Genomic DNA, 23,632 nt, shown 5'->3' with positions numbered 1-23,632 from the left:
CGGCGCATTCGGCCTTGCGATGCGGCGCGCCCCGGTCCACCTTGCGCCGAAACGAAACCGGGGAGACTTCCATGCAAACCATCAAAGCCGCCGTGTGCCGCGACTTCGGCGCGCCGCTCGTGATCGAGGATATCCAGCTCGCAGACCCCGGCACCGGCGAAGTCGAGATCACGCTGGACGCCGTCGCGATCTGCCATTCGGACATTTCCTATGCCGAAGGGGCCTGGGGCGGGCACCTGCCTGCGGTCTATGGCCACGAGGCCGCCGGCGTCGTGACCGGCCTCGGCGCGGGCGTCACCGGGTTCGAAACCGGCGACAACGTGATCGTGACCCTGATCCGCGCCTGCGGGTCGTGCCCGAACTGCGCCGGCGGCAAACCGACGATCTGCGAAACCCCCAATGACGGCGTGCAGGGTTCGATCAAGACCGCAGATGGTGGCCCGCTGCTGCAGGCGATGGCCTGCGGAGCATTCGCGGAAAAGGTCGTGGTGCATCACAGCCAGATCGTGAAGATCCCCGCAGACATGCCCAAGGAGGCGGCCTGCCTCTTGTCCTGCGGCGTCATCACCGGGGTCGGCGCGGCGGTCAACGCCGCCGGTCTGCGCGCCGGGCAGGACGTGGTGGTGATCGGCGCCGGCGGCGTCGGGCTGAACGCGATCCAGGGTGCGCGCATCGCCGGCGCCCGTCGCATCGTCGCTGTCGACATGATCGAGGAGAAGCTGGCGATCGCCAAGGAATTCGGCGCAACCCACGGCGTGCTGGCCACGTCCCCCAAACCCTGGCGCGCGGCGCAAAAGGCACTGGGTGGGCGCGGCGCGGACGCGGTGCTGGTCACCGTCGGCGCGGCGGCGGCCTACAATGACGCGCCGCGCTATCTTGGCTGGGGCGGCAAGGCGATCATGATCGGCATGCCGCATGCCGAGGCCAATGCCGAATACAACCCGATGGGCATGTCCTACCAGGGCCAGGGGCTGATCGGCTCCAAGATGGGCGACACGGTGATCCAGCGCGACATTCCCTGGATGGTCGATCTCTACCAGCAGGGGCGGCTGAAACTGGACGAACTGATCTCGGGGCGGTGGTCTTTGTCGCAGATCAACGAAGCGATCGCCGACACCAAGACCGGAAGTGCGAAGCGCAACGTGATCCTGTTCGACAGGTGAGAGGGGGCGCTGCCCCCGCCGCCTGCCGGCGGCCCCCGGAGTATTGGACCGAAGATGAAGGAGCGGAGCGCGCGATGAAATTGCAGGACCTCGACATCATCGTGACCGCGCCGCCCGCGCCAGGTTGGGGGGGGCGCTATTGGATCCTCGTCAAATTGACCACCGACACCGGGATCGTTGGTTGGGGCGAATGCTATGCGTCCTCGGTAGGGCCCGACGCGATGCGCGGCGTGATCGAGGATGTGTTCGGGCGGCACATGCAGGGCGAAAATCCCGAGAATATCGAGTTGATGTTCCGCCGTGCCTATTCCAGTGGCTTCACGCAACGGCCCGACCTGACAGTGATGGGCGCATTCTCGGGGCTGGAAATCGCCTGCTGGGACATTCTCGGCAAGGACCGCGATCGCCCGGTGCACGCGCTGATCGGCGGGCGGATGAACGCGCACATCCGCGCCTATACGTACCTTTATCCGCTGGCACAGCATAACCTGAGCGATTTCTGGACCGCGCCGGACCAGGCCGCCGAAAGCGCGGCGGAGATGGTTCGGCAGGGCTACACGGCGGTCAAGTTCGACCCGGCCGGCCCTTACACCATGCGTGGTGGCCACATGCCGGGGATGCGAGACATCTCGCAATCCGTGGCGTTCTGCGCCGCGATCCGCGAGGCGGTGGGCGACAGGGCCGACCTGCTCTTCGGCACGCATGGGCAATTCACCACGGCCGGGGCGATCCGGCTGGGTCAGGCGCTCGAGCCGTATTCCCCGCTCTGGTTCGAGGAACCGGTGCCGCCGGATAATCCCGCCGAGATGGCCCGTGTCGCGCAGGCGGTGCGCATCCCTGTCGCCACCGGCGAGCGGCTGACCACCAAGGCGGAATTTGCGGCCATCCTTCAGACCGGGGCGGCCAGCATCCTGCAGCCCGCCTTGGGGCGCGCCGGCGGCATCTGGGAGATGAAGAAGGTCGCCGCGCTCGCCGAGGCATATAACGCGCAGATGGCGCCGCATCTCTATGCCGGGCCCGTGGAATGGGCGGCCAATATCCAGCTTGCCGCCAGCATCCCCAATATCCTGATGGCGGAAACCATCGAAACGCCGTTCCATTCGGCCCTCATCAAGGGTGCGATCAAGGTCGAGGAGGGGTTCATCACGCCGCCGACCGCGCCGGGGTTGGGCATCGAAGTCGATGAAGATCTCGCCCGCGCGCATCCGTACCTGGGAACCGGACTGCACCTGGAAATGCGCGACGAGCCTTGCGATTATCAGCGTGGCAACGCGTTTCAGGGCGGGGCGCCGGCAACAGAGGGGTGACATGCAGCAAAAGAATGTTACATAGAGGATGTATGATGTGAACCGCTGCGAAAGCCCAAGACCGTGACAGTCCAGACCGTTGAAGAGATCAAAGCACCACCGCCCGCGGATATGGCGGCCCGTGCGTGCGAAGCCGCGGCCTATCTCAAGACCCTCGCGCATGAGGGTCGGCTGATGATCCTGTGCCATCTCGGCGCGGGCGAGAAGTCGGTCGGAGAGCTGGAAAAACTGCTGGCGATCCGCCAGGCGGCGGTCAGCCAGATGCTGGCGCGCCTGCGCGAAGAGGGACTGGTCGCGACGCGGCGAGAGGGCAAGACGATCTACTACTCGCTGTCCGACAGCAATACCGAGCAGGTGATCGGTCTGCTCTACTCGCTGTTCTGCAGCACCGACTGAGCGTCACCGAGATCGGTCAATGACGGGCATTAGCCTCAGTTCTTGACGTAACCGGCCACCACCTGAAGCAGACGGAACGCCGTCGCGGCGTCGTGCTCGACCACATCGAGGAACTGTTCCTTGCCGAGGCGCAGCGCCCTGAGATCGCTGGTGGCCACCATGGTCAGTGCACGCGGCTCGTTTCGGATCAGGCCCAGTTCACCGACCAGCGCGCCGGGGCCAACCGTGGTGATCAGTTCGTCCGGATCCCCGTCGCTGCCCGGCAGGATCAGGTCCGCCCTGCCCTCCAGCAGCACATAGGCACCATCGGTTGGCGCGTCGCCCTTCTGGAACACCATCTGTCCGGCGCTGACCTCGTACCAGCGCGCACCGAAGGCCAACAGCCGCAATTGCTTGCGGCTCAGGCCCGAGAACAGGTCGGCCCGTTCCAGCGCTCGAAGCTTGCGCGCGAGATCGGCGCCGGCGGCGCTGTCCCCGGCCCCGGCAACGCCGGTGTCCTCGGTCACGATGCGACCCTGTTCCAGGTCGAAATAGGCATCGAACACGCTCTCCCGTGCGAAGCTCTCGTCAAGATAGATCAGCGTGGTGTCGGGCAACAGGCTGCGCAAACGCTTGTGCACCGAGATCCGGGTTTCGAGGTCATAGCTTGCCAATGCCTTGTCCATGATCAGAATGTCGGGCCGCTTGATCGTCGCCCGGCTCAGCGCCAAGGGTTCGGCGAACTGGCGCGGCAGATTGCTGCCACCAAGACTGATCGGCAAGTCGTAGATCAGGTCGACGATCTGCCCGCGGAGCCCGTGATCGAGCAGCACCTGCGCGACCAGCGCGCGCACCTCCTCGGCCGCAACGCCGGCGGTGTCCGACAGCTTGCCGAACAACGCGTTGTCCTGGACCGACAGGCCGGGCGCATAGGTCTCCGCGTCCAACGGCACGAACAGCTCTCCCAGACCGCGCTGCAGGTCACCGGCATGGCTCTTGCGCAATTCGAGCACCCGCGCCTTCATGTCCTCGGGAAAGGCCGGGCCGATCTTCTCGGCGGTGATCAGCGAGGGCACCATCAGAAGCGTCGCGATCTCGTTGTCGCTAAGGCCACTCAACCCGCCCTTGTCGAGCCGTCCCAAAAGGGCAAGTGCCGCCTCGTAGGTGCCGGGGTCAAGCCCCAGCTTGTCGAACAGCGGGTGGTCGGTCCCGTCGACGCCGAAGGTCTGCCGCAACAGCAGGATCACATCCCGGCTCAACCCCGCGATGTCACGGTCGAGCTTGAGCGCCCGCAGCTGCGCGATGAAGCCGGTCTGCTCGGCCAGGATCTCGCGCGTTATCGGACGGCGCGGGGTCGCGAGGGTCAGGTTTTCGGCCAGCGGCAGCCCCGGATTGTACATGTCGGACCTGATGAAAAAGACGTGCTGCCGCAGCCCGGCGTCGCGCAAGGCCTGCTGCACGACCGGCCGCAGCGAGACGATGCGTTGCATCAATTCGTCAGGCATGTTGTTCACGAAGCGTTGTTCCAGCCCTTTGCGGAACAGTGTCGTGCCCGATCCCATTCCGTCGACAAGGCGCAACCACCAGTCGCGCAGCGCGTCGGGATCGTCCAGACCCGCGATCGAGGGCGTGATCCAGTCGCCCTCCAGCGGGTCCGCGCTGTTGCCAGCGCGGACAGCCTCGCGCAGCGCCGCGCTTTCCGAGGCGGCGGATCCCGGCCGCGCCCGCACCGGCATCATCACGTTGTCGCCGAACGTGCCCTGAAACAGCACCGGCTGCGAGGTCGCGTAGCCGATCCGCGCCGCGATCACCGCCTGGTGCAGCTTGGACAGGTCGTGCTCGCCGATCGTCACCCGCCCGCTCGCCGGGATCACCTCGCGCACCAGCAGTTCCGCGAAGGCGCGACGGTCCTCGGCGCTCGGTGCGGAGATGGCGACCACTGCGCCTGCGGGGATCGTGACCGATACCTCCTCAAGCACATCGTTGCCATCACCGTCACGCACGCTCACCGTGTCCAGCACGATGTCTCCGGTCAGATGCGGAATCTCGTCCGGCGCGCCCTCGATCAGATCGGCATCGATCATCCCCGACGGCGCGAACCGCTCGAGCAGCACCTCCCATCGCGTCGACATGTCCTGGGTCTGGTTGTAGAAGGTCAGAAGCTCCTTCCACGGGCTCGACAGGTCCTTGTAGGCGGCCAGCGCCGCCACCAGCGCGCCCAGCGAGACCGACCCCTGCAGCACCAGGTAGCCCCCGACCGAAAAGAAGAAGAACGGCGTCAGCTGCGAGATGAAGTTGTTGAGGAACTTCATGAAGAATTTCTTCTGGTAGATCTCGAAGCGGATTTCGTACAACCGTCCCAGCTGGTCGGTGATCTGCGCCAGGCGATAACGCCAGCCACCATGGCTGCGCAGCGTCGCCGCCCCTGCCGCGCTCTCACCGATCGTGCTGGCGAGGACGCGCACCTCGTGGATGCGCGTCTTGTTCAGCAGGTTGATCTGGCGTTGCAACATCGGGATCAGCCAGGCCTGCAGCGGGATCAGCGCCACCGCCGCCAGCCCGAACCAGACGCTCTGCAGAAACAGGAAGGTCAGGATCGTCAGCATCTGCCCTGCCTGCAGCACAGGCTGGCTGATCGCGTCGCCCATCAGCCCGCCCATTGGTTCGCTCTCGGCGGTCACCATCGACACCAGCTCGCCTTGGCTGACACGTTCGAAATAGGGCTGCGGAAAGCGAAGGATGCGCGCGATCAGCTGATAGCGCAGCCGGCGCAGCATCCGCTCGCTCAGCACGCCCTTCATCGTGTTGATGCGCATCTTGAGCAGCCCGTGCAGCAGGACCGACACAAGGAAGGCACCACACAGAAGGCCAAGGAACGTCACCTGACCGATCTGCATGCCGAGTACATCGATGGTCGCGGTCTGCGAGCCGATGGCGTCGTTGATGATCCTTTTAGGCAGTTCGAGCGTCAGGTAGAGCAGAGGGAAAAGGGCGGAAGTCACAACCAGCAGGATCAGCTGATCGCGCTTGGAGTACTTCCAGATGAACCCGAAAATCGAACGTTCTATAACACTATTCCAAACCCGCCGCGCCGGCGCCGCCCCCGGCACCGCCACGGTTCTTCCCATTGATCCGCAAGCCTAGCAACCCGACCCGTCCCGGCGCAATGGGCAAGGCGGGCGCGGACGCGGCGCTACTTGGAAAAGGTCTTGACCCAGGCCAGGTCCGATTTCACGCTCGAAAACTCGTCCTTGACCTTCGCGACCTCGATTTCGCCCTTGCCGAGATAGTTCTTGATCCGGGTCAGGACTCGCTCCATCGACTCGGCCGAAGTCAGATAACTGTTCTTGGAGAACTGCGCCGATTTCTCGTACATTTTCTGCACTCGCTTGTCCGTTTGCCCCAGCACGTACAACTTCTTCTCCGCCGCCTTGCAGGCCTTTTCATAGGCTTTCGCGGCGATCTCGGCCTTCATCCTGTCGCCGGAACTGTTCGACTTGTTGGCCTTGTCGATGGCTTTCGCCAGGGTCGAATACATGCTCTGCAACGCGCTCGTCGTCTCGGTCGCCTCCTTGAGTTCGCGCACGTAGAGTTTGGTGAGATCGCGCAGAGCATAGGACGCGCCGCGCATCTCCTCGGCCGCATCCGAACCATAGCGCGCGGCGAGGGCCATCTGCTGGGACAACTTGTTGAACTCCTGCTGCAACTTATCGGTCTTTGGGTTGACCTGCCGGATGGCCTTGCCCAGCTTGGCGGCCTCGCGGTCGATCTCGTCGGCGGCTTTGTCCAGCCGCTCGGATATCTTGCCGAAACTCTCGATCTTGGTTTCGCCGGTGCAATTCTTTAGCACGGCCGACGGCGTAGCATAGTCTTTCAGGTTCATGGACTGTCCTTTCACGAACGCTCGGCGCGCAAACCCACCAGGGCGCCGGTCTGGTCGTGTGCCCGAATTCACCCTGTCCACGCCGCGCTCACCGGTCAAGGATTTCCCCGCCGCCCCAGCGCGATTGCGACATGACCCCGAACCTCCTAAGCTGTTCCCAGTGTGAAACGGGAGGCCACCGTGTCCGACGTTACGAGTACAATTTTGATCCTGTTCTGCCTGTTGCAGATGAAGCATATGCTGGGTGACTATTTCCTGCAGACACCCCGCATGCTGACCGGACGCGCGACCTATCTGCACTTGGGCCGCGCCCAGCACGCTGCGGTTCACGCGCTCGGCTCGGCGATCGCCTTCGCCCTGATCGGCGCGCCCTGGGGGCTGATCCTGGCGCTCTGCGTCGCGGAATGGATTGTGCATTTCCACATCGATTGGGCCAAGGCGCGGCATTCCGCGCAAAGCGGCCTCGGCCCCACCGATGCCGGGTATTGGCGTGCGGCAGGGCTCGACCAGGCGCTGCACCAGTTCACCTATATCGCCATGGTCTGGGCCTGGGTCGTTATCACCGCGCCGTCCGGCTGACCGCGAACGCTCTGCACCGTTGCGTTGTCACGCCACCGTGATACCGTTTGACCGAGTGTTCCGGCGCTGTTCGTCCGGGTGGCGCATCGCAGACAACGGGAGACCCAGAATGACCCTTCGCATCGCCCTTCGCGCAACGACGATCCTCGCTCTGGCCACCCTGGCGCAGACCGGGATCGCCCAGGTCAACACCGACGCAGGAACCATCCAGGCGGACCGGATCGAACGGTTTTTCGGCCAGCCCGGGTATTCCCCCTATGCCGGACGCAGCTATCCGATGATCCCGCTCTGGGGCGAACAGCACCTGCATACGTCCTGGTCGCCCGATGCGATCGCCAGCGGCACCCGCGTCGACCCCGACGCGGCGCTGCGCTATGCCAAGGGAGCCGAGATCACCTCCAGCACCGGCCAGCAGGTCAAGCTCTCGCGGCCCTATGACTGGATGGTTGTCGCCGACCATTCCGATGCGCTCGGAATCATGGCCGGCGTTCTGGCGGGAGATCCGGCCCTGCTGGCCGATCCCAAGCTGAAGGAATGGAACAAGGGCATGAACGCCGGTGGCGATGCGGCCAGCGCCGTGGTCATCGAGATGATCACCCTGCAAGGTCAGGGCAAACTGCCCGAAGCGGTGACCGACAAGACCGTTCAATTCGACATGTGGCGCAAGATGACCGAAATCGTCGAAAGCCATGACGACCCTGGCACCTTTTCCGCCATGATCGGCTATGAATGGACATCGAACTACGGCGGCGGCAACAACCTGCACCGCAACGTGATCTACCGCGACGGCAAGGCGCTGGCCGACCGGGTGCGGCCGCTGACCACGTTCGACACCGAAATCCCCAACGAGCTCTGGGACTGGATGCAAACGTACGAGGCCGAAACCGGCGGCCGCGTGCTGGCGATCCCGCATAATGGCAACCTGTCCAACGGACTTATGTTCGCAACCGAAACCCCGGACGGCCAGCCGATCGACGCCGACTGGGCAGCGGCGCGCCAACGGTGGGAGCCGCTCTACGAGGTCACGCAGAGCAAGGGCACCTCAGAACAGCACCCCAGCCTTGCGCCTGCCGATGAATTTGCGGATTTCGAGATCTGGGACAAGGGCAACCTCAACGTGGTGCCTAAGGAACCCGGCATGATCGAGTACGAATACGCCCGCCAGGCCCTAAAGCGCGGCCTGCTGCTGGAAGACCAGCTCGGCACCAACCCGTTCAAGTTCGGCCTCGTCGGCTCGACCGACGATCACACCGGGATATCCTCGGCCGAGGAGAACAATTTCTTCGGCAAGTTCCCCGCCAGCGAACCGGGCGTGGAACGGATGACGGCCAACGCGTTCGATTTCGAAGGTCGCACCATCAAGGACTGGACGCTGGGGGCCTCGGGGCTGACTGCCGTTTGGGCCGCGGAAAACTCCCGCGCATCGATCTGGGACGCGATGAAGCGCAAGGAAGTCTACGGCACCACCGGTCCCCGCATGCTGGTGCGCTTCTTCGGCGGCTGGGAGTTCGAACCCGCCGACGCGCAGGGCCGCAACCCCGGCGCGATCGGCTATGGCAAGGGTGTCCCGATGGGTGCGGACCTGCCGCCGGCGCCATCAGACGATGCCGTGCCCGGCTTCCTCGTCGCCGCGCTGAAGGATCCGCTCTCGGGCAACCTCGACCGCATCCAGATCGTCAAGGGCTGGGTCGACGGCAACGGCGAGATGCAGGAAAAGGTGTACGACGTGGTCTGGTCCGGCGACCGCGAGCCGGGTGCGGACGGCAAGGTACCTTTGGTCGGCAGCACGGTCGACGTGGCCAACGCGACCTGGGCCAATACAATCGGTTCCTCCGACCTGATCACCGTCTGGCAGGACCCCGATTTCGACCCGGCGCAACGGGCCGTCTACTATGCCCGCGTGCTGGAAATCCCCACCCCGCGCTGGACCGCCTATGACGCGGCCTATTTCGGCAACACGCCCGGCCCAGAGGTGACGATGGTCGTCACCGAACGCGCCTACACCTCGCCGATCTGGTATTCACCGGCGGAGTAAGCCGATCTGGCGCGGCGCTCGTCTTCTGTCAGAGCGAAAACAGCCAAAACCGACCGGGCCACCCCTGCGGTGGCCCGGGTTGGACGGCGTCCCGCCAACCTCACCGCCCGGTGTGATGCACCTCCTGCAAACCATAGACGGGCGTGTCTACCCCTTCCATCCGCGCCTTCAACTGAAGTGACAGGAATTGCGAGTAGTGCCGCGACTGGTGCAGGTTGCCGCCGTGAAACCACAATGCCTCCTGCTGGGTCGGCTTCCACATGTTGCGCTGCTCGCCTTCCCAGGGCCCCGGATCCTTGGGCGTATCCGACCCCAGCCCCCAGACCTTGCCGACCTTGTCGGCGGTCTCCTGGTCGACGATATCGGCAACCCAGCCGTTCATCGACCCATAGCCTGTGGCATAGACGATCAGGTCCGCGTCCAGCCGTGACCCGTCCTCGAAAATCACTCCGTTCTCGTCAATCTCGCTGACCTGCCCCGCCTTCAGCTTGATCTTGCCGTCGATGATCAACTGGCTGGCACCCACATCGATGTAGTAGCCCGACCCGCGTCGCAGATATTTCATGAACAGGCCCGAGCCATCCGCGCCCCAGTCGAGCTGAAAGCCGGCCTTCTCAAGCCCGGCATAGAACTCCGCATCGACCTCCTTGATCTTGTCATAGATCGGGATCTGAAACTCGTGCATGATCCGGTAGGGCAGCGAAGCAAAGATCATGTCGGCCTTCTGCGTCGTCACCCCGGCCTCGACCGCGCGTTCGGAATACAGGTCTCCCAACCCGATCTCCATCAGGGGTTCCGAGCGCACGATATGGGTAGAGGAGCGCTGCACCATCGTGACATCCACGTCGTTTTCCCAAAGGGCGGCGCAGATGTCATGGGCGGAATTGTTCGACCCGATCACCACCGCCTTCTTGCCCACGTAGGCATCCGGGCCAGGGTGCTTGCTGGAATGGTGCTGATCGCCCTTGAACTTGTCCATGCCCGGAAAGTCCGGCATGTTCGGCTTGGCCGACATACCCGTGGCAAAGACCAGCTGCCTGGGCTTCAGCACCACCTTTTCTCCGTCCCGGTTCACGGTGACGGTCCATTCCTTGCTCGCCTCGTCATATTCGGCGTGTTCGACGGTCGACCGGGTCCAGTAGTTCAACTCCATGATCTTCGTGTACATTTCCAGCCAGTCGCCGATCTTGTCCTTGGGCGCAAACACCGGCCAGTTCGGCGGGAAGGGCAGATAGGGCAGATGGTCATACCAGACCGGATCATGCAGGCAGAGCGACTTGTAACGGTTGCGCCAACTGTCGCCAGGCCGGTCGTTCTTCTCCACGATGATCGTCGGCACCCCCAGCTGCCGCAGCCGCGCCCCCAGCGCGATGCCGCCCTGCCCACCGCCGATGATGACGGTATAGGGCTGGGTGTCGTAGCCCAGTTCCGCCTGCTCCTTCTCGCGCTCCTCGGCCCAGGACAACCGACCCTTGGCCGCACCATGCTTGGCCCCGAGGGGGCGCTCGTATCCCAATGGTTCCTCAAAGCCCTTGAGTTCGGTCATCGAGGTCAACAGCGTCCAGATCAGCCCGTCCTTCAGGCGGATCAGCCCATAGCCGCGCGCCACTCCGGTCTCGAAGCTGATCCAGGCGGTGGTGATCCCGCCCTCCTCGCTCGCAACCTCGCCCTCGGCGATCTGCCACCCGCTGGGTTCGATCGCGGACAACTGCGTCGAAAGCATGTCGCGAACCTGCTCCTTGCCCTCCATTGTCTTGATGTTCCACGTGAAGGTCACGAGATCACGCCAATAGCAATCGTCCAGGAACATACCCACCGCCGCGTCGATATCGCTGCGCTCGAGCGCAGCGCCAAACGTGTCGAGCAATCCCTGCACCTGGTCGTTGAGTGTAGTGTCGAGCATGCGTCATCCTCCCAAATGTTGCAGGTGAGAGTGTGACACGGGACGCGCTGTCGGGCGAACAGATTTACGCCAGGGAACCCGACACTTTCGTCGCGGGCGCTTGCCTGTCAACCCTGCACCGGTCCGGCGCGTTTTATGGTCCGCAGAACCAGGTTGGTCTGCGCGCTCTCGACCGCCGGTTGCCGGAACAGGAACTCCTCGAGAAAGGCGTTGTAGGCTTCAAGGTCGCGGCAGAGCACCCGCAGATGATAATCGCTCTGCCCGGTCGTGGCATAGCACTCCTGCACCTCGGGGCGTCCGCGCACTGCACGGATGAAACCCCCCACCCGGTCCCGGTCATGCCGCGTGAGGTGCACGTGGACGATGGCGTGAAACCCCAGCCCCATCCGCGCGGGATCGACCACGGCGCCGTAGCGTTCGATCACACCCGCCTCCTCCAGGCTGCGCACCCGCCGCCACAGCGCCGAGGTCGACATGCCTACTTTTTCCGCCAGATCGGCGTTGGACAGACGGCAATCGCCCTGCAGCATGGCAAGGATGCGCCGGTCCTTGTCGTCTAGCTCCATCCGAGTGGCACCCCGTTTCACATTCTTGCTATAATGTGACAGTATTTTCCCCGTTTACAACTTTTTGCGCCCAAAGCTGACAGTATTTTCCACACGATCCGGGTTACTCTTCCGGCCTCGCGCGACAAGGAGGCTCCAGATGACCATTCCCGATCCCCGTTTCGACACCTACCAGTTGGACGATCGCTATGCCCGCACCCAAGGGCGCGTTTTTCTCACCGGCACGCAGGCGCTGGCGCGGATCATGTTCGACCAAGCCCGACGTGACAGGGCCGCCGGGCTGAACACGGCGGGCTTTGTTTCGGGCTATCGCGGCTCCCCTCTCGGCGCGCTCGATCTTGAACTCTGGCGCGCCAAGAACCGCCTGAAAGAGGCCGAGATCACCTTCATGCCGGCGGTGAACGAGGATCTGGGCGCTACCGCCGTTCTGGGCGCGCAGCAGGCCAGTCTCGACCCCGATTGCGCCTATGACGGCGTGTTTTCCATGTGGTACGGCAAGGGACCGGGCGTCGACCGGTCAGGCGACGCGCTGAAACATGGCAACGCCTATGGCAGCGCGCCCAGGGGTGGTGTGCTGGTCGTGGCGGGCGACGATCATGGCTGCGTGTCCAGTTCCATGCCGCACCAGTCCGATGTCGCCTTCATGGCCTGGTTCATGCCCACGCTGAACCCGGCCTCGGTCGACGAATACCTGGAGTACGGCGAATACGGGCTGGCCCTGTCGCGGTTTTCCGGCACCTGGGTCGGGTTCAAGGCGATCAGCGAAACGGTCGAATCTGCGCGCTCGGTCGAATTGCGCCCCGATCGGGTGTTCGTGCAGCCCGACTATACCGCACCGCCTGGCGGGCTGCATGTGCGCCGGGCCGACCTGCCCAGCCCCGAGATCGAGACCCGCATCGGCCACAAGCTGGACGCTGTTCAGGCCTTTGTCGAAGCCAACCCGATCGACCGGCGTATTCATGATCTACCCGAGGCGCGGTTCGGTTTCGTCACCACCGGCAAGGCACACCTGGACCTGATGGAGGCGCTGCGTCTTCTGGGCCTGAACGATGCTGCCTGCCACCGCCTTGGCATCGACATCTACAAGGTCGGCATGGTCTGGCCGCTGGCGCGGCGAGACGCGCTCGACTTTGTCACGGACAAGGACGAGGTTCTCGTGGTCGAAGAAAAACGCGGCATCATCGAAAGCCAGTTCAAGGAGCATTTCTATGACTGGCCCGGCGCAAAACCGGAAAAGATGGTCGGCAAGCATGACAGCGAGGGCAACCCGCTGATCCCCTGGACCGGAGAGCTGTCACCACTGCTGCTGGTGCCGATCGTCGCCGCGCGGCTGCATGCGTTCTTTCCCGATGAAAACCTGCCGGAAAAGGCCCGCGCCCTGACCGACACGCCTCCCACCCTGCTGACCGTCAAAGGGGCGACCCGTACGCCCTATTTCTGCTCGGGCTGCCCGCACAACACGTCGACCAAGGTGCCCGAGGGCTCGCGTGCCGCCAGTGGCATCGGCTGTCATGTCATGGCAAGCTGGATGAACCGCGACACCGACGGCTATGCCCAGATGGGCGGCGAGGGCGTGCCGCATGTGGCGGCGAGCAAGTTTACCGGAAACAAGCACATTTTCCAGAACCTTGGCGAAGGAACCTGGTATCATTCCGGCTCTCTCGCGATCCGGCAGGCGGTCGCGGCTGGCACCAACATCACCTACAAGATCCTTTACAATGACGCCGTCGCCATGACCGGCGGCCAACCGGTCGACGGGCCGGTGTCGGTTGCCGGCATCGCCCAGACCTGTCGCGCCGAAGGGGTCGCCCGCATCGCGCTGATCTCCGATGACATTGGCAAGTTCGACCGCGGCGCGTTTCCCACCGGCACAAGCTTTCACGACCGCAAGGCGCTGGACACTGTGCAGCGCGAGTTGCGTGAAATCCCCGGTGTCACGGTTCTGATCTACGAACAGACCTGCGCCACCGAAAAACGCCGTCGCCGCAAGCGTGGCACGATGGACGATCCGCCGACATTCGCCGTCATCAACGAGCTGGTCTGCGAAGGCTGCGGCGACTGTTCGGTGCAGTCCAACTGCCTGTCGGTCGAACCGGTCGATACGCCTTTCGGGCGAAAGCGCCGGATCAACCTGGATTCCTGCAACAAGGATTTCTCCTGTCTTGACGGCTTCTGCCCTAGCTTCGTGACCGTGACCGGCGCGACCAGGCGCGCGCCCGAGACGGCCGATCTGGACATCGCAGCCCTGACCGCCGATCTGCCCGCGCCGTCCATGCCAGCCCTGAAGGACCCGTTCGACCTGTTGGTCACCGGCGTCGGCGGCACCGGGGTGGTGACGGTCGGCGCGCTGATCACGATGGCGGCGCATCTGGAGGGGCGCGGCACCAGCGTTCTCGACTTCACCGGCTTCGCGCAGAAATTCGGCACCGTGCTCAGCTATGTGCGGCTGGCCGAAAGCCCAACCGCGCTGAACCAGGTGCGCATCGATGCGCGGGGAACCGACGCGGTGATCGGCTGCGACGCGGTGGTCAGTTCCGCCCCCAAGGCATCGATGCATTATCGCGAGGGCACGCGGATGGTGCTGAACCTCGCCGAGATGCCGACCGGTGACCTGGTCCTGAACCGCGATGCCTCGCTCAGGATCGATGCGCGCACGGCAGTGATTGCCGAGACGATCGGCGCGGCGAACCTGACCGCGTTCGACGCGCGCCGCGCGGCCGAACGGCTGCTGGGCGATGCGGTCTATGCCAATGTGATGATGCTGGGGGCGGCGTGGCAGGCCGGCCTCGTGCCCGTCAGCGACGCGGCACTGCTACAGGCGATCCTGCTGAACGGCGTGCAGATCGAAACGAACCGCAAAGCCTTCGCGCTGGGTCGGGTTCTGGCCGCGGCCCCCGACAGGCTGGCCGAACTTCTGGACGACCCTGCGCCGCCGACGGAAACGCTGGCACAGATGATCGACCGGCGGGCCGAGTTCCTGACGGCCTACCAGGATGCCGCCTATGCCGACCGGTATCGCGACACGCTCGCCTCCTTCGCCGATGTTCTTCCGTCAGATGCGCCCGAAACGTTGCGCCTTGCCGCTGCGCGCGGGCTGTTCAAGCTGATGGCGATCAAGGACGAATACGAGGTCGCGCGCCTGCAGACCGACCCTGCCTTCTCGGAACGGCTGGCGGCGCAGTTCGAAGGCGACTTCAAGATCAACTATCACCTCGCGCCACCGCTGCTCAGCCCGGGACGAGATTCGAGAGGCCGACCTCTGAAACGCACCTTCGGCCCATGGCTCACACCGGTGCTGCGGGGATTGGCGACGCTGAAACGCCTGCGCGGCAGCGTGCTGGACCCCTTCGCCTATCATGCCGAGGCGCGGCTCAACCGCGAAGTGCTGGCTTGGTACGAGGCGTTGCTTCCGCGCGTCGCCGCAGTGTGCACGAGCGAGACCCACGCCGTCTGCGAGGCGATCCTCTCGGCGCCGGACGAGATCCGGGGCTACGGCCCGGTGCGCACCGCCGCTGCGAGATCCGCCCGTGCGGAGGCCGAGGCGGCACTCGCCGCGCTGGCCCCCGCAGAGGCCTGAGTGTCTCCGGCTCTTTGCTGGCCGGAGACACTCAGGCGCGCATGGCGCGTCCTTCGGGGTCATAAGGCGAGGGCGCGATAATTCGGGCCGCGCGCTCGACCCCGACCACGTGCACGGACAGATCGGTGCCGATCCCAGCATGGGCGCGATCGACCAGTGCCATGGCCAGCGATTTCCCCGTCCAATGGCCATAGCCGCCAGAGGTCACGAAACCGACCTTCTCGTCCCCGCTCCAAACCGGCTCATAGCCGCTGGCATCGGCGTCAGCCGCGTCGATCTCGAGCGTGACGAGCCGTTGGGCGGGACCGGGTCCGTTCTTTTCCGCCAGCGCGGCGGATTTGCCGACGAACTCCTTGTCCCAGTCGATCCAGCGATCCAACCCGGTCATCGCCGGTGTGTAGCCTTGGGTGAATTCCGCCGACCAGATGCCAAAGCTCTTTTCCAGCCGGGTCGAGAGCAGCGCGTTGAAGCCGACCTCGCGGATGCCGTCACCCGCGCCCGCCTGTAGCAGAAGGCGGCGCAGGGCGATGTGATCGCCCATGCGGCAATTGATCTCATAGCCCATCTCGCCCGTCACCGACATGCGCGCCACATGGGCGCGGATCAGGCCGACGTCGAATGGCCCGCAGCCCATGAAGGGCAACGCCGCGATGTCCTGTTCAGCCACGCCGGCGATCACGTCGCGCGACCTCGGGCCGATCACCGCGAAACCCGCAACTTCATCGCCCAGGTCCCGCACCGTGACGCCGTCCATCATGTGATCCGCGAACCAGCGCATGTGCCAGGCGCGCAAATAGTAGCTGCCCATGATCCAGTAGCGCCCGTCGCCCCAGTTGAGCAGCGTCAGGTCGCCCTTGAGCCTCCCGGTTTCGCCCAGCATCGGCGCGAGTCGCGCTCGTCCCGGCGGCGGCAGTTTTCCCGCCATCAGGTGATCGAGCCACCCGGTCGCGTTCGGCCCCGAAACCTCGAACCGTGAAAAGCCGGTGATGTCCAGAAGCGCGACGTTTTCCCGGATCGCGCGGCATTCCGCTGCCACGATATCATGGGCGTTGGAGCGTTTCAGCGTCGGCGTTTCCTCAAAGCCATGGGGCGCGAAGTAGAGTGGCACCTCCAGATCCCAGCTCACGCCCCATTTGCAGCCCGCCGACGCCATCGCGTCGTGGGCCGGCGCCATCTTCACAGGCCGCCCGGCGGGAAGCTGTTCGTTCGGGTAGGTCATGACGAAGCGGCGGGAATAGAACTGCCCGGTGGTTTCGCGGATATAGCCTTTGTTCTGCGCATAGTCGCCATAGCGGGCCACGTCCATCGGCCAGGCGTCCGCCTCGGGTTCGCCGTGGATCATCCACTCCGCCAGCGTTTTTCCGACACCGCCACCTTGCAAGAAGCCCGCCATCACCGCGCAGGCGGACCAGTAGCCGCGCTTGCCCGGCACCGGGCCGACCAGTGGGTTGCCATCGGGGCTGAAGGTGAAGGCGCCGTTGACCCAGGTCTTGACGCCGACCTCTTGCAGGCAAGGATAGCGTTCGAATCCGAGGGTCAGTTCGTTTTCGATCCGGTCCGTCTGTTCCTGGAACAGTTCCATCCCGTAATCCCAGGGCGCACCATCTATCGCCCAGTGTTCGGTGTCGATTTCGTAGATCCCCAGCAGCACGCCCTTCTGGTCTTGCCGCAGGTAGGTGAAGCCTTCGAGATCGACGGTCATCGGGACTTCGAAATCGATCTGTTCGAGCTGCGGGATGGTGTCGGAAACCAGGTAGTGATGCTTGAGCGGGCTCACGGGCAGTTCGATGCCAGCCATGCGCCCGACTTGTTTCGCCCAGAGGCCTGCGGCATTGACCACGTGTTCGCAGGTGATCGTGCCCTTGTCGGTGACGACCTGCCAGCCCTCGGCGGTCTGGATCAGATCCTTGACCATGGTGTGTTCGAACACGGAAGCGCCACGCTTTTTCGCCGCCCCCGCATAGGCGTGGACGGTGCCGGTAGTGTCGAGATAGCCTTCGCGGTCGGCCCACATACCGCCCAGGAAACCATCGGTGGACATGATGGGGTTGAGCTTTCCAGCCTCCTCGGGCGTCACCAAACGGCAATCTTCGATGCCGATCGATTGGAACACGCGGTAGGCCGATTGCAGCCATTCCCAGCGGTCGGGCGTGCCGGCCATGGTCAGACCACCGGTCATGTGCAGGCCGATATCCTGCCCGCTTTCAGTCTGGATTTCCTCCAGAAGGTCGATGGTATAGGCTTGTAGCGCCGCCATGTTGGGGTCCGCATTCAGCGCATGAAACCCGCCCGCGGCGTGCCAGCTGCTGCCTGCCGTCAGGACCGAGCGTTCCAGAAGGCAGACATCGCTCCAGCCGAACTTCGCCAGATGATAGAGAACCGAGGCCCCGACGACGCCGCCCCCGATGACGACCACCCGATAGTGCGACTTCATGCCCGTTCCCTCCCCGGTCTGCCGTGTCGCCAAATACGCTAGGAGCGATGGGCAAGGCCGTCCAGACTTTTGCACCCTCCGCACCGACGGCCTGTGGCAACCGGTTGCGCCGGATACGCGACAACGACTAGGTTCAATCCGAAGCCGGGGAGCGGGGAGATATGAGAGTGCTGTTTAGAGCCGTGTTTCTGCTCGTCCTTCTGGGTGGGATCGGGGCGATCGTCGCCGCAATGATGACGCTGCACCCACCGCAACGGTTGACCCTGGCAGCGGGCCCCGAAAACGGTGGCTATGCGCAGATCGCCGAGCGCTACGCCGCCATCCTCGCCCGTGACGATCTGATGGTCGAGGTCGTGCATACGGCCGGATCGGCCGAAAATGCCGAGCTTCTGTCGGCCGGCGAGGTGGACGCGGCAATCCTGCAAGGCGGGATCGACGTCGAGAACGAAACGGTCGAAGCGATCGGGACGATCTTCTTCGAACCGATGAGCTTTTTGGCGCGGCGCGACCGCGACGTGCCCACGAACCCCGCGTTTTGGCAAGGCCTACGGATCACCAGCGGCACCGAGGGCAGCGGCACCGCCGCCGCCTTTCGCGATTTTCAGGCCGTTATCGGCCTGGCGCCCGAAGCCAACACGCATCTGTCACTGGGCTATGAGGAGGCCCTGGCGGGGCTCGCCGATGGCAGCGTCGATATCGCGGTCTTCGTGGCCCCCGTGGATGCGCCCTACCTGGTGTCGAATTACGGGCAGATCTGGGTGGAATTCCTCGATCTGGACCATGTCGAGGCGATCGCGCGGAAACTGGAATACCCCCGCAGCGTCGTCCTGCCGGACGGGGCGATCTCTCTGCGTCCGGTCCTGCCCAAGCAATCCCGCCGGATCATCGCGCTGGAAGCGCGGTTGGCGGTCGCCGCCGACCTGCACCCGGCGCTGGCGAACCGGCTGACGATGGCGGCGCTGGAGATCCACGGGGTGCGCGGATTGCTGAGCGACCCCGATACCTTCCCGTCGATCGAGGGGACTGATCTGCCAGTCAATTCGATCGCCCAGAAACTGATTCAGGACGGACCGTCGGTCTGGCAGGACTACCTGCCTTACTGGATCGCGGCACAATTGAACCGGATGCTTCTGTTGTTGCTTCCGATCCTGTTCATCCTGCTGCCGCTTCTGCGGGTGCTGCCGGCGGCCTATGCCTATGTGATGGGTTGGCGCGTCTGGCAGCACTACCCCGAGATCCGCCTGATCGAAGAGGAGCTGGACAAGCAGCAGGACGACGCGGCGCTGGCCAAGATGGACGAGCGGCTGGACGAGCTGGAAAACCGGCTCGCACAGCTGCGCCTGCCGGCGGCCTATCGGCAATCTTCCTACAATGCGCGCATCCATATCGGGCTGGTGCGCAAGCGGATCGCCCAGATCAGGGACGGTGCCATTGCGTCCTGAGGCACATCCAACGGGCCGTCAGAGGGCCTCGATGATGGTCACGTTGGCGATGCCGCCGCCCTCGCACATGGTCTGCAGACCATAGCGCTTGCCGCACGCCCGCAGGGCATGCACAAGCGTCGTCATCAGCTTGGCGCCCGAGCCACCGAGCGGATGGCCGAGCGCGATGGCGCCGCCATTGACGTTGAGCCGTTCGGGATCGGCACCAGTGTGCTTCAGCCATGCAAGCGGCACCGGAGCGAAGGCCTCGTTGACCTCGAAAAGGTCGATCTCGTCGATCTTCATCCCGGCCTTTCGAAGCGCGCGATCGGTGGCGAAAAGCGGTTCCTCGAGCATGATCACAGGGTCGCCCGCCGTTACCGTCAGGTGATGGATGCGCGCCAGGGGCGTCAGGCCGTGCGCTTTCAAAGCGTCTTCGGAAACGATCATGACCGCCGCCGCGCCATCGCAGATCTGGCTGGCGTTGGCGGCGGTGATGCGACCGTTTTCGACCAGGGTGCGGACCGACCCGATGCTGTCCATCGTGGCATCGCGGCGAATGCCTTCGTCGGTGTCGTGCACGTCGCGCCCGGCCTCGGTCTGGATGTCCAAGGGCAGAATTTCATCCCTGAAGGCGCCGGCGTCCGTCGCCCGTGTTGCACGCCGGTGGCTCTCCAGGGCATAGGCGTCCAGATCGGCACGCGACAGGTTCCATTTCTCGGCGATCATCTCGGCGCCGGTGAACTGACTGAAGATGGTTTCAGGATAAGCGCGGGCAAGCCCCGGGCTGGTTGGGCTGCCGGGCGTGGCGCGACGCGCCCAGCGGCCGGTCGAGCCCATGGCGACCCGGCTCATGCTCTCGGCGCCGGCGGCGATCACCACGTCCTGTGTGCCCGACATGACGGCCTGGGCGGCGAAATGGATCGATTGCTGCGAGGAGCCGCATTGCCGGTCGATGGTGACGGCGGGCACCGATTGCGGCAGGCTCGAAGCCAGGACCGCGTTGCGCCCGAAATGCATCCCCTGCTCGCCGACCTGGCTGACGCAGCCCATGATCACGTCGTCGACGGCATCCGGCGCGACGCCGGCGCGCGCAACCACGTCATCCAGCACGGCGGCAGCCAGGTCGACCGGATGCCAACCGGCGACGCGGCCTTCGCGTTTGCCCCCGGCGGTGCGGCTGGCGGCGACGATATAGGCTTCGGGCATGGTCTGTCCTTTCGCGGTCAGAGGCTGGCGCTGGGACGCGCTGCGATGTTGTCGAACCACGTCCGCGTCGCGGTGTTTCCTTCGGGAATCCTTGTCTTGATGACGCGCGCGAAGTCGATGAAGACGAAGGCGGATATGTCGGCCAGCGTCAGGTGATCGGTGGCGATGAACGGGCTTTCGCCCAGACGTTTCTCCAGGTCGTCGAAGAACACCGACAGGCGCGCCCGACCGCGTTCGGCCAGTTCGGGGATCTGGTCGTAATCCTGCGGCCCGGGCAGCGCGCGCCCCTTCATCGCCGGGTGGGAATTGCGGAACGCTTCGCCCACGGCCATGCCGCAATTCTGCTCGGCGATCGCGTTCCACATCAGGACCAGGCCGCGTTCGTCGGCGGTGCGCCCCATCAGCGGCGGTTCCGGATAGGCGGCCTCGAGAAAGCCCGCGATGGCGACGTTTTCGACCAGCACCGTGCCGGCGTCGGTCACCAGAACCGGAATGGTCGCGCGCGGGTTCACGGCGAGGAACTCGGGTTTGAGCTGCTCGCCCTCGCGCATCGAGATCTCGCGGGTTTCGATCTCGAGCCCCTTTTCGGCGATGAACATGCGCGCACGGCGCGGATTGGGGGCGGTCGAGCAATCGTAGAACAGCATGTCGGGTCCTTCTGGTCAGGCCGTGAGGGCCGAGGCGACGGCGCGGGCGATGACGCGCTCCTCGTCGGTCGGGATCACCAGAACCTTAGCAGCCCCCGCGCCGATGGAAACCGCGCCCGCGTCACTTGCCGCAGCGTCAAGCGTGAGGCCGAGGAAGTCCATCCCGTCGATCACGCGGGCACGGATCGGTGCCGCGTTCTCACCGATGCCGCCGGTGAAGACCACGCCATCCAGCCCGCCCAGAACGGCGGCCATGCCGCCCAGTTCGCGGCGGATGCGGAAGACGTAATAGTCGATGGCCTGTGCCGCGCGGGGGTCTTCGCTGGCCAACAGAGTGCGCATGTCATGGCTGATTTCCGAGAGCCCCTTGAGGCCGCTTTCCTTGTAGAGCAGATCGGCGATCTGTTGGCCTGTCATGCCCTGGTCCAGCAGGTAGAGCAGCACGCCGGGATCGAGCTGTCCGCAGCGGGTGCCCATGGGCAGGCCGTCGAGGGCCGAGAAGCCCATGCTGGAGCCGACGCTGCGCCCCGCTTTGACAGCACACATCGACGCGCCGTTGCCCAAATGGCAGATGACCGTGCGCCCGCGCGCAAGGTCCGGCCAGTCGCGCGCCAGCACGCCCGAGATGAAATCATAAGACAGGCCGTGAAAGCCGTAACGCCGCACGCCCTCGTCGTAGAATCGGCGCGGCAGACCAAACGTGTCGTTGACGAACGGATGACCGCGGTGAAATCCGGTGTCGAAACACCCGATTTGTACCGCGCCGGGAAAAGCCACCTGCGCCGCACGCAAGGCTGCCAGGTTGTGCGGTTGGTGCAAAGGCGCAAGCGGCACCAGCGCGGCCAGCTGTTCGACAACAGCCTCGGTCAGTTCCACCGGCTCTCCAAAGGCTTTGCCTCCATGCACGATGCGATGGCCGACGCCGGTGACCACGTGACCAGCCAGCGCCGGCGTTGCCACGTCGAGAATGGCGCGTACGGCAACCGCATGGTCGGCGGGGCCGATATCAGTGGGTTGTTGGCCCGACAATTTCAGTCGCGCCACCGGGCCCAGGTTCTCGACCTGACCCGATAACAGCAATTCGGGTTCTTCACCCGTGTGATAGATTCCGAATTTCAGCGAGGAACTGCCCGCATTCAGAGTGAGGATCGCGCTCATTCCAGGTTTCCCGCGGCGTTGAGCGCGGCGATGGCGCAGGAGGCGAGGCGTGATTTCTCGTCGTCCGACCGGCTGGTCAGGATGATCGGGCATTTCGCGCCCATGACCAGCCCCCCCGCGCGGGCCTGGGCGAGAAAGGTCAATTCCTTCGCGACCATGTTGCCGGCTTCCATGTTCGGCGCGACGAGAATATCGGCGCGCCCCGCCACTTTCGAAACGATGCCCTTGGTCATAGCCGACGCAAGATCGATCGCGTTGTCCATCGCGAGCGGTCCGTCCACCAGCCCGCCCGTGATCTGGCCCCGGTCGGCCATCTTGGACAGGATCGCCGCATCCAGCGTTGAGGGGATCGCCGGGTTGACGGTTTCGATGGCCGAGAGCACGCCGACTTTCGGCTGTTCGATGCCGAGACTCAGGGCGAGATCGATGGCGTTCTGGCAGATATCCGCCTTGGTCTGGAGATCGGGCGTGATGTTGATCGCCGCATCCGTGACCATCAGCAGATGTTCCAGCCCCGGAACGTCCATCACGAAGACATGACTCAGCCGACGCCCGCCCTTGCGCAGCCCGCCATCGCGCTTGAGCACCGCGGCAAGCAGGATGTCGGTGTGCAGGTGGCCCTTCATCACCGCCGCGGCCTTCTTTTCCAGCACCATCTTCACCGCGATTTCAGCGGCCAGCGCATGGTCGCGCGCCTCGACGATGCGGTAGGGAGTCAGGTCGATGCCCTCGGCCAGGGCAGCCTCGGCGATGCGTTCGGGATGGCCGATCAGGATCGGGTCGATCAGCGTGTGCTGCGCGGCAAGGATCGCCCCCGCCAGAGCATCGGGTTTCTCGGGCGCGACCACGGCGGTCGGGATCGCCGGAAGCGGTTCGGCCAGTTCGAGCAGTCGGTCGAAATGGCGGTGGGTCTGAACGGTCAGTCCCGGCACGTCGCTGGCATCGAACAAAATCAGGCGATCGGGAGCGATCACCTCGGCTTCGCCCTCGACAATTCGGGCGCCATCGGCGTTCTTTACCCAGGTGTCGAAACTCACGTGCCGGTCCGCCCCCTTGGCAGTCAGTCTGACGCCCGCCGTCAGCGTATCGCCGGCATGGGCGCGGCCCAGAAAGCGCAGCGTCTGCGAGTGATAGAGGGTTCCCGGACCGGGCAAATGCCCGCCCAGCACACCCGAGATCAGCGAGGCCACCCACATGGAGGGCGCGACCGATTCCGGTTTCCCATCGCCGTCACCATCCGCTTTGGGAAGGTGCATCGGGTTGAGGTTACCTGATGCGTTGGCGAAGACATAAAGATCGTCGGGCCGGCAGATACGGGTGATCTCGGCCTCCATCCCGATCTTGAGATCATTATAGGGAATATTCTGCATCCGTG

16 protein-coding genes are annotated in these 23,632 nt (G+C 64.6%); 7 read left to right on the top strand and 9 right to left on the bottom strand.

Annotated elements, in window-relative coordinates:
- Window positions 1-71: 71 nt before the first annotated feature.
- From JF290_RS13815 to JF290_RS13805, 3 genes are all read left to right on the top strand, one after another.
- On the top strand, window positions 72-1,163 hold the full coding sequence (locus JF290_RS13815) for a Zn-dependent alcohol dehydrogenase (protein ID WP_199025476.1): 1,092 nt from the start codon (window positions 72-74) through the stop codon (window positions 1,161-1,163).
- 74 nt (window positions 1,164-1,237) lie between these two features.
- A complete protein-coding gene (locus tag JF290_RS13810; protein ID WP_199025475.1) occupies window positions 1,238-2,470 on the top strand; it encodes a mandelate racemase/muconate lactonizing enzyme family protein in 1,233 nt (410 codons plus the stop codon).
- A 111-nt stretch (window positions 2,471-2,581) separates the two neighbouring features.
- Window positions 2,582-2,866 (top strand): ArsR/SmtB family transcription factor, encoded by a 285-nt coding sequence (locus JF290_RS13805; RefSeq protein WP_199025584.1) that lies wholly within the window; start codon window positions 2,582-2,584, stop codon window positions 2,864-2,866.
- Between the two features lie 35 nt (window positions 2,867-2,901).
- On the opposite strand, the gene JF290_RS13800 is transcribed toward JF290_RS13805, so the two are convergent.
- Together JF290_RS13800 and JF290_RS13795 are read right to left on the bottom strand one after the other, a co-directional pair.
- Window positions 2,902-5,973 (bottom strand): ABC transporter transmembrane domain-containing protein, encoded by a 3,072-nt coding sequence (locus tag JF290_RS13800; RefSeq protein ID WP_199025474.1) that lies wholly within the window; start codon window positions 5,971-5,973, stop codon window positions 2,902-2,904.
- A gap of 65 nt (window positions 5,974-6,038) precedes the next feature.
- A complete protein-coding gene (locus JF290_RS13795; protein ID WP_199025473.1) occupies window positions 6,039-6,728 on the bottom strand; it encodes a hypothetical protein in 690 nt (229 codons plus the stop codon).
- A gap of 180 nt (window positions 6,729-6,908) precedes the next feature.
- On the opposite strand from JF290_RS13795, the gene JF290_RS13790 reads away from it, so the two are divergent.
- Entirely contained in the window at window positions 6,909-7,307 is a 399-nt protein-coding gene (locus JF290_RS13790; RefSeq protein WP_199025472.1) for a DUF3307 domain-containing protein, read from the top strand.
- Between the two features lie 109 nt (window positions 7,308-7,416).
- The gene (locus JF290_RS13785) at window positions 7,417-9,342 is read left to right on the top strand and encodes a DUF3604 domain-containing protein (protein WP_233155374.1); all 1,926 of its coding nucleotides are present in this window, start codon (window positions 7,417-7,419) and stop codon (window positions 9,340-9,342) included.
- Window positions 9,343-9,442: 100 nt separating this feature from the next.
- Here the strand turns inward: JF290_RS13785 and JF290_RS13780 are convergent, their stop codons facing one another.
- A complete protein-coding gene (locus JF290_RS13780; RefSeq protein WP_199025471.1) occupies window positions 9,443-11,245 on the bottom strand; it encodes an NAD(P)/FAD-dependent oxidoreductase in 1,803 nt (600 codons plus the stop codon).
- Window positions 11,246-11,352: 107 nt separating this feature from the next.
- On the bottom strand, window positions 11,353-11,811 hold the full coding sequence (locus tag JF290_RS13775) for an Lrp/AsnC family transcriptional regulator (protein WP_199025470.1): 459 nt from the start codon (window positions 11,809-11,811) through the stop codon (window positions 11,353-11,355).
- Window positions 11,812-11,950: 139 nt separating this feature from the next.
- On the opposite strand from JF290_RS13775, the gene JF290_RS13770 reads away from it, so the two are divergent.
- Window positions 11,951-15,388, top strand: coding sequence for an indolepyruvate ferredoxin oxidoreductase family protein (locus JF290_RS13770; RefSeq protein ID WP_199025469.1), 3,438 nt, complete (start codon window positions 11,951-11,953; stop codon window positions 15,386-15,388).
- Window positions 15,389-15,419: 31 nt separating this feature from the next.
- On the opposite strand, the gene JF290_RS13765 is transcribed toward JF290_RS13770, so the two are convergent.
- Window positions 15,420-17,822: a GcvT family protein gene (locus JF290_RS13765; RefSeq protein ID WP_199025468.1), complete on the bottom strand. Its 2,403-nt coding sequence runs from the start codon at window positions 17,820-17,822 to the stop codon at window positions 15,420-15,422.
- A gap of 167 nt (window positions 17,823-17,989) precedes the next feature.
- Here JF290_RS13765 and JF290_RS13760 point away from each other — a divergent pair, with 167 nt between their 5' ends.
- Window positions 17,990-19,264: a TAXI family TRAP transporter solute-binding subunit gene (locus JF290_RS13760; protein WP_199025467.1), complete on the top strand. Its 1,275-nt coding sequence runs from the start codon at window positions 17,990-17,992 to the stop codon at window positions 19,262-19,264.
- An 18-nt stretch (window positions 19,265-19,282) separates the two neighbouring features.
- Here JF290_RS13760 and JF290_RS13755 read toward each other — a convergent pair whose 3' ends face one another.
- The 4 genes from JF290_RS13755 to JF290_RS13740 are packed head-to-tail and all read right to left on the bottom strand — an operon-like array spanning window position 19,283 to window position 23,627.
- Window positions 19,283-20,452 (bottom strand): acetyl-CoA C-acetyltransferase, encoded by a 1,170-nt coding sequence (locus JF290_RS13755; protein WP_199025466.1) that lies wholly within the window; start codon window positions 20,450-20,452, stop codon window positions 19,283-19,285.
- A gap of 17 nt (window positions 20,453-20,469) precedes the next feature.
- Window positions 20,470-21,099, bottom strand: coding sequence for a glutathione S-transferase family protein (locus JF290_RS13750; protein WP_199025465.1), 630 nt, complete (start codon window positions 21,097-21,099; stop codon window positions 20,470-20,472).
- Window positions 21,100-21,114: 15 nt separating this feature from the next.
- Window positions 21,115-22,257 (bottom strand): acetate/propionate family kinase, encoded by a 1,143-nt coding sequence (locus JF290_RS13745; protein WP_199025464.1) that lies wholly within the window; start codon window positions 22,255-22,257, stop codon window positions 21,115-21,117.
- Entirely contained in the window at window positions 22,254-23,627 is a 1,374-nt protein-coding gene (locus JF290_RS13740; protein WP_199025463.1) for a bifunctional enoyl-CoA hydratase/phosphate acetyltransferase, read from the bottom strand. The genes JF290_RS13745 and JF290_RS13740 overlap by 4 nt, the downstream gene beginning before the upstream one ends.
- Window positions 23,628-23,632: the final 5 nt, after the last annotated feature.

It is taken from the genome of Sedimentitalea arenosa (assembly GCF_016428585.1).
GTDB lineage: Bacteria > Pseudomonadota > Alphaproteobacteria > Rhodobacterales > Rhodobacteraceae > Sedimentitalea > Sedimentitalea arenosa.
The sequence above is the reverse complement of the archived record's forward strand: the minus strand, read 5'-3'. Positions and strand labels throughout refer to the sequence as shown.

Excerpts from the sequence above, each read along its gene's own strand:
- JF290_RS13815 (WP_199025476.1), top strand. The coding sequence starts at position 72 with ATGCAAACCATCAAAGCCGCCGTGTGCCGCGACTTCGGCGCGCCGCTC.
- JF290_RS13810 (WP_199025475.1), top strand. The coding sequence starts at position 1,238 with ATGAAATTGCAGGACCTCGACATCATCGTGACCGCGCCGCCCGCGCCA.
- JF290_RS13805 (WP_199025584.1), top strand. The coding sequence starts at position 2,582 with ATGGCGGCCCGTGCGTGCGAAGCCGCGGCCTATCTCAAGACCCTCGCG.
- JF290_RS13800 (WP_199025474.1), bottom strand. The coding sequence starts at position 5,973 with ATGGGAAGAACCGTGGCGGTGCCGGGGGCGGCGCCGGCGCGGCGGGTT.
- JF290_RS13795 (WP_199025473.1), bottom strand. The coding sequence starts at position 6,728 with ATGAACCTGAAAGACTATGCTACGCCGTCGGCCGTGCTAAAGAATTGC.
- JF290_RS13785 (WP_233155374.1), top strand. The coding sequence starts at position 7,417 with ATGACCCTTCGCATCGCCCTTCGCGCAACGACGATCCTCGCTCTGGCC.
- JF290_RS13780 (WP_199025471.1), bottom strand. The coding sequence starts at position 11,245 with ATGCTCGACACTACACTCAACGACCAGGTGCAGGGATTGCTCGACACG.
- JF290_RS13775 (WP_199025470.1), bottom strand. The coding sequence starts at position 11,811 with ATGGAGCTAGACGACAAGGACCGGCGCATCCTTGCCATGCTGCAGGGC.
- JF290_RS13770 (WP_199025469.1), top strand. The coding sequence starts at position 11,951 with ATGACCATTCCCGATCCCCGTTTCGACACCTACCAGTTGGACGATCGC.
- JF290_RS13765 (WP_199025468.1), bottom strand. The coding sequence starts at position 17,822 with ATGAAGTCGCACTATCGGGTGGTCGTCATCGGGGGCGGCGTCGTCGGG.
- JF290_RS13755 (WP_199025466.1), bottom strand. The coding sequence starts at position 20,452 with ATGCCCGAAGCCTATATCGTCGCCGCCAGCCGCACCGCCGGGGGCAAA.
- JF290_RS13750 (WP_199025465.1), bottom strand. The coding sequence starts at position 21,099 with ATGCTGTTCTACGATTGCTCGACCGCCCCCAATCCGCGCCGTGCGCGC.
- JF290_RS13745 (WP_199025464.1), bottom strand. The coding sequence starts at position 22,257 with ATGAGCGCGATCCTCACTCTGAATGCGGGCAGTTCCTCGCTGAAATTC.
- JF290_RS13740 (WP_199025463.1), bottom strand. The coding sequence starts at position 23,627 with ATGCAGAATATTCCCTATAATGATCTCAAGATCGGGATGGAGGCCGAG.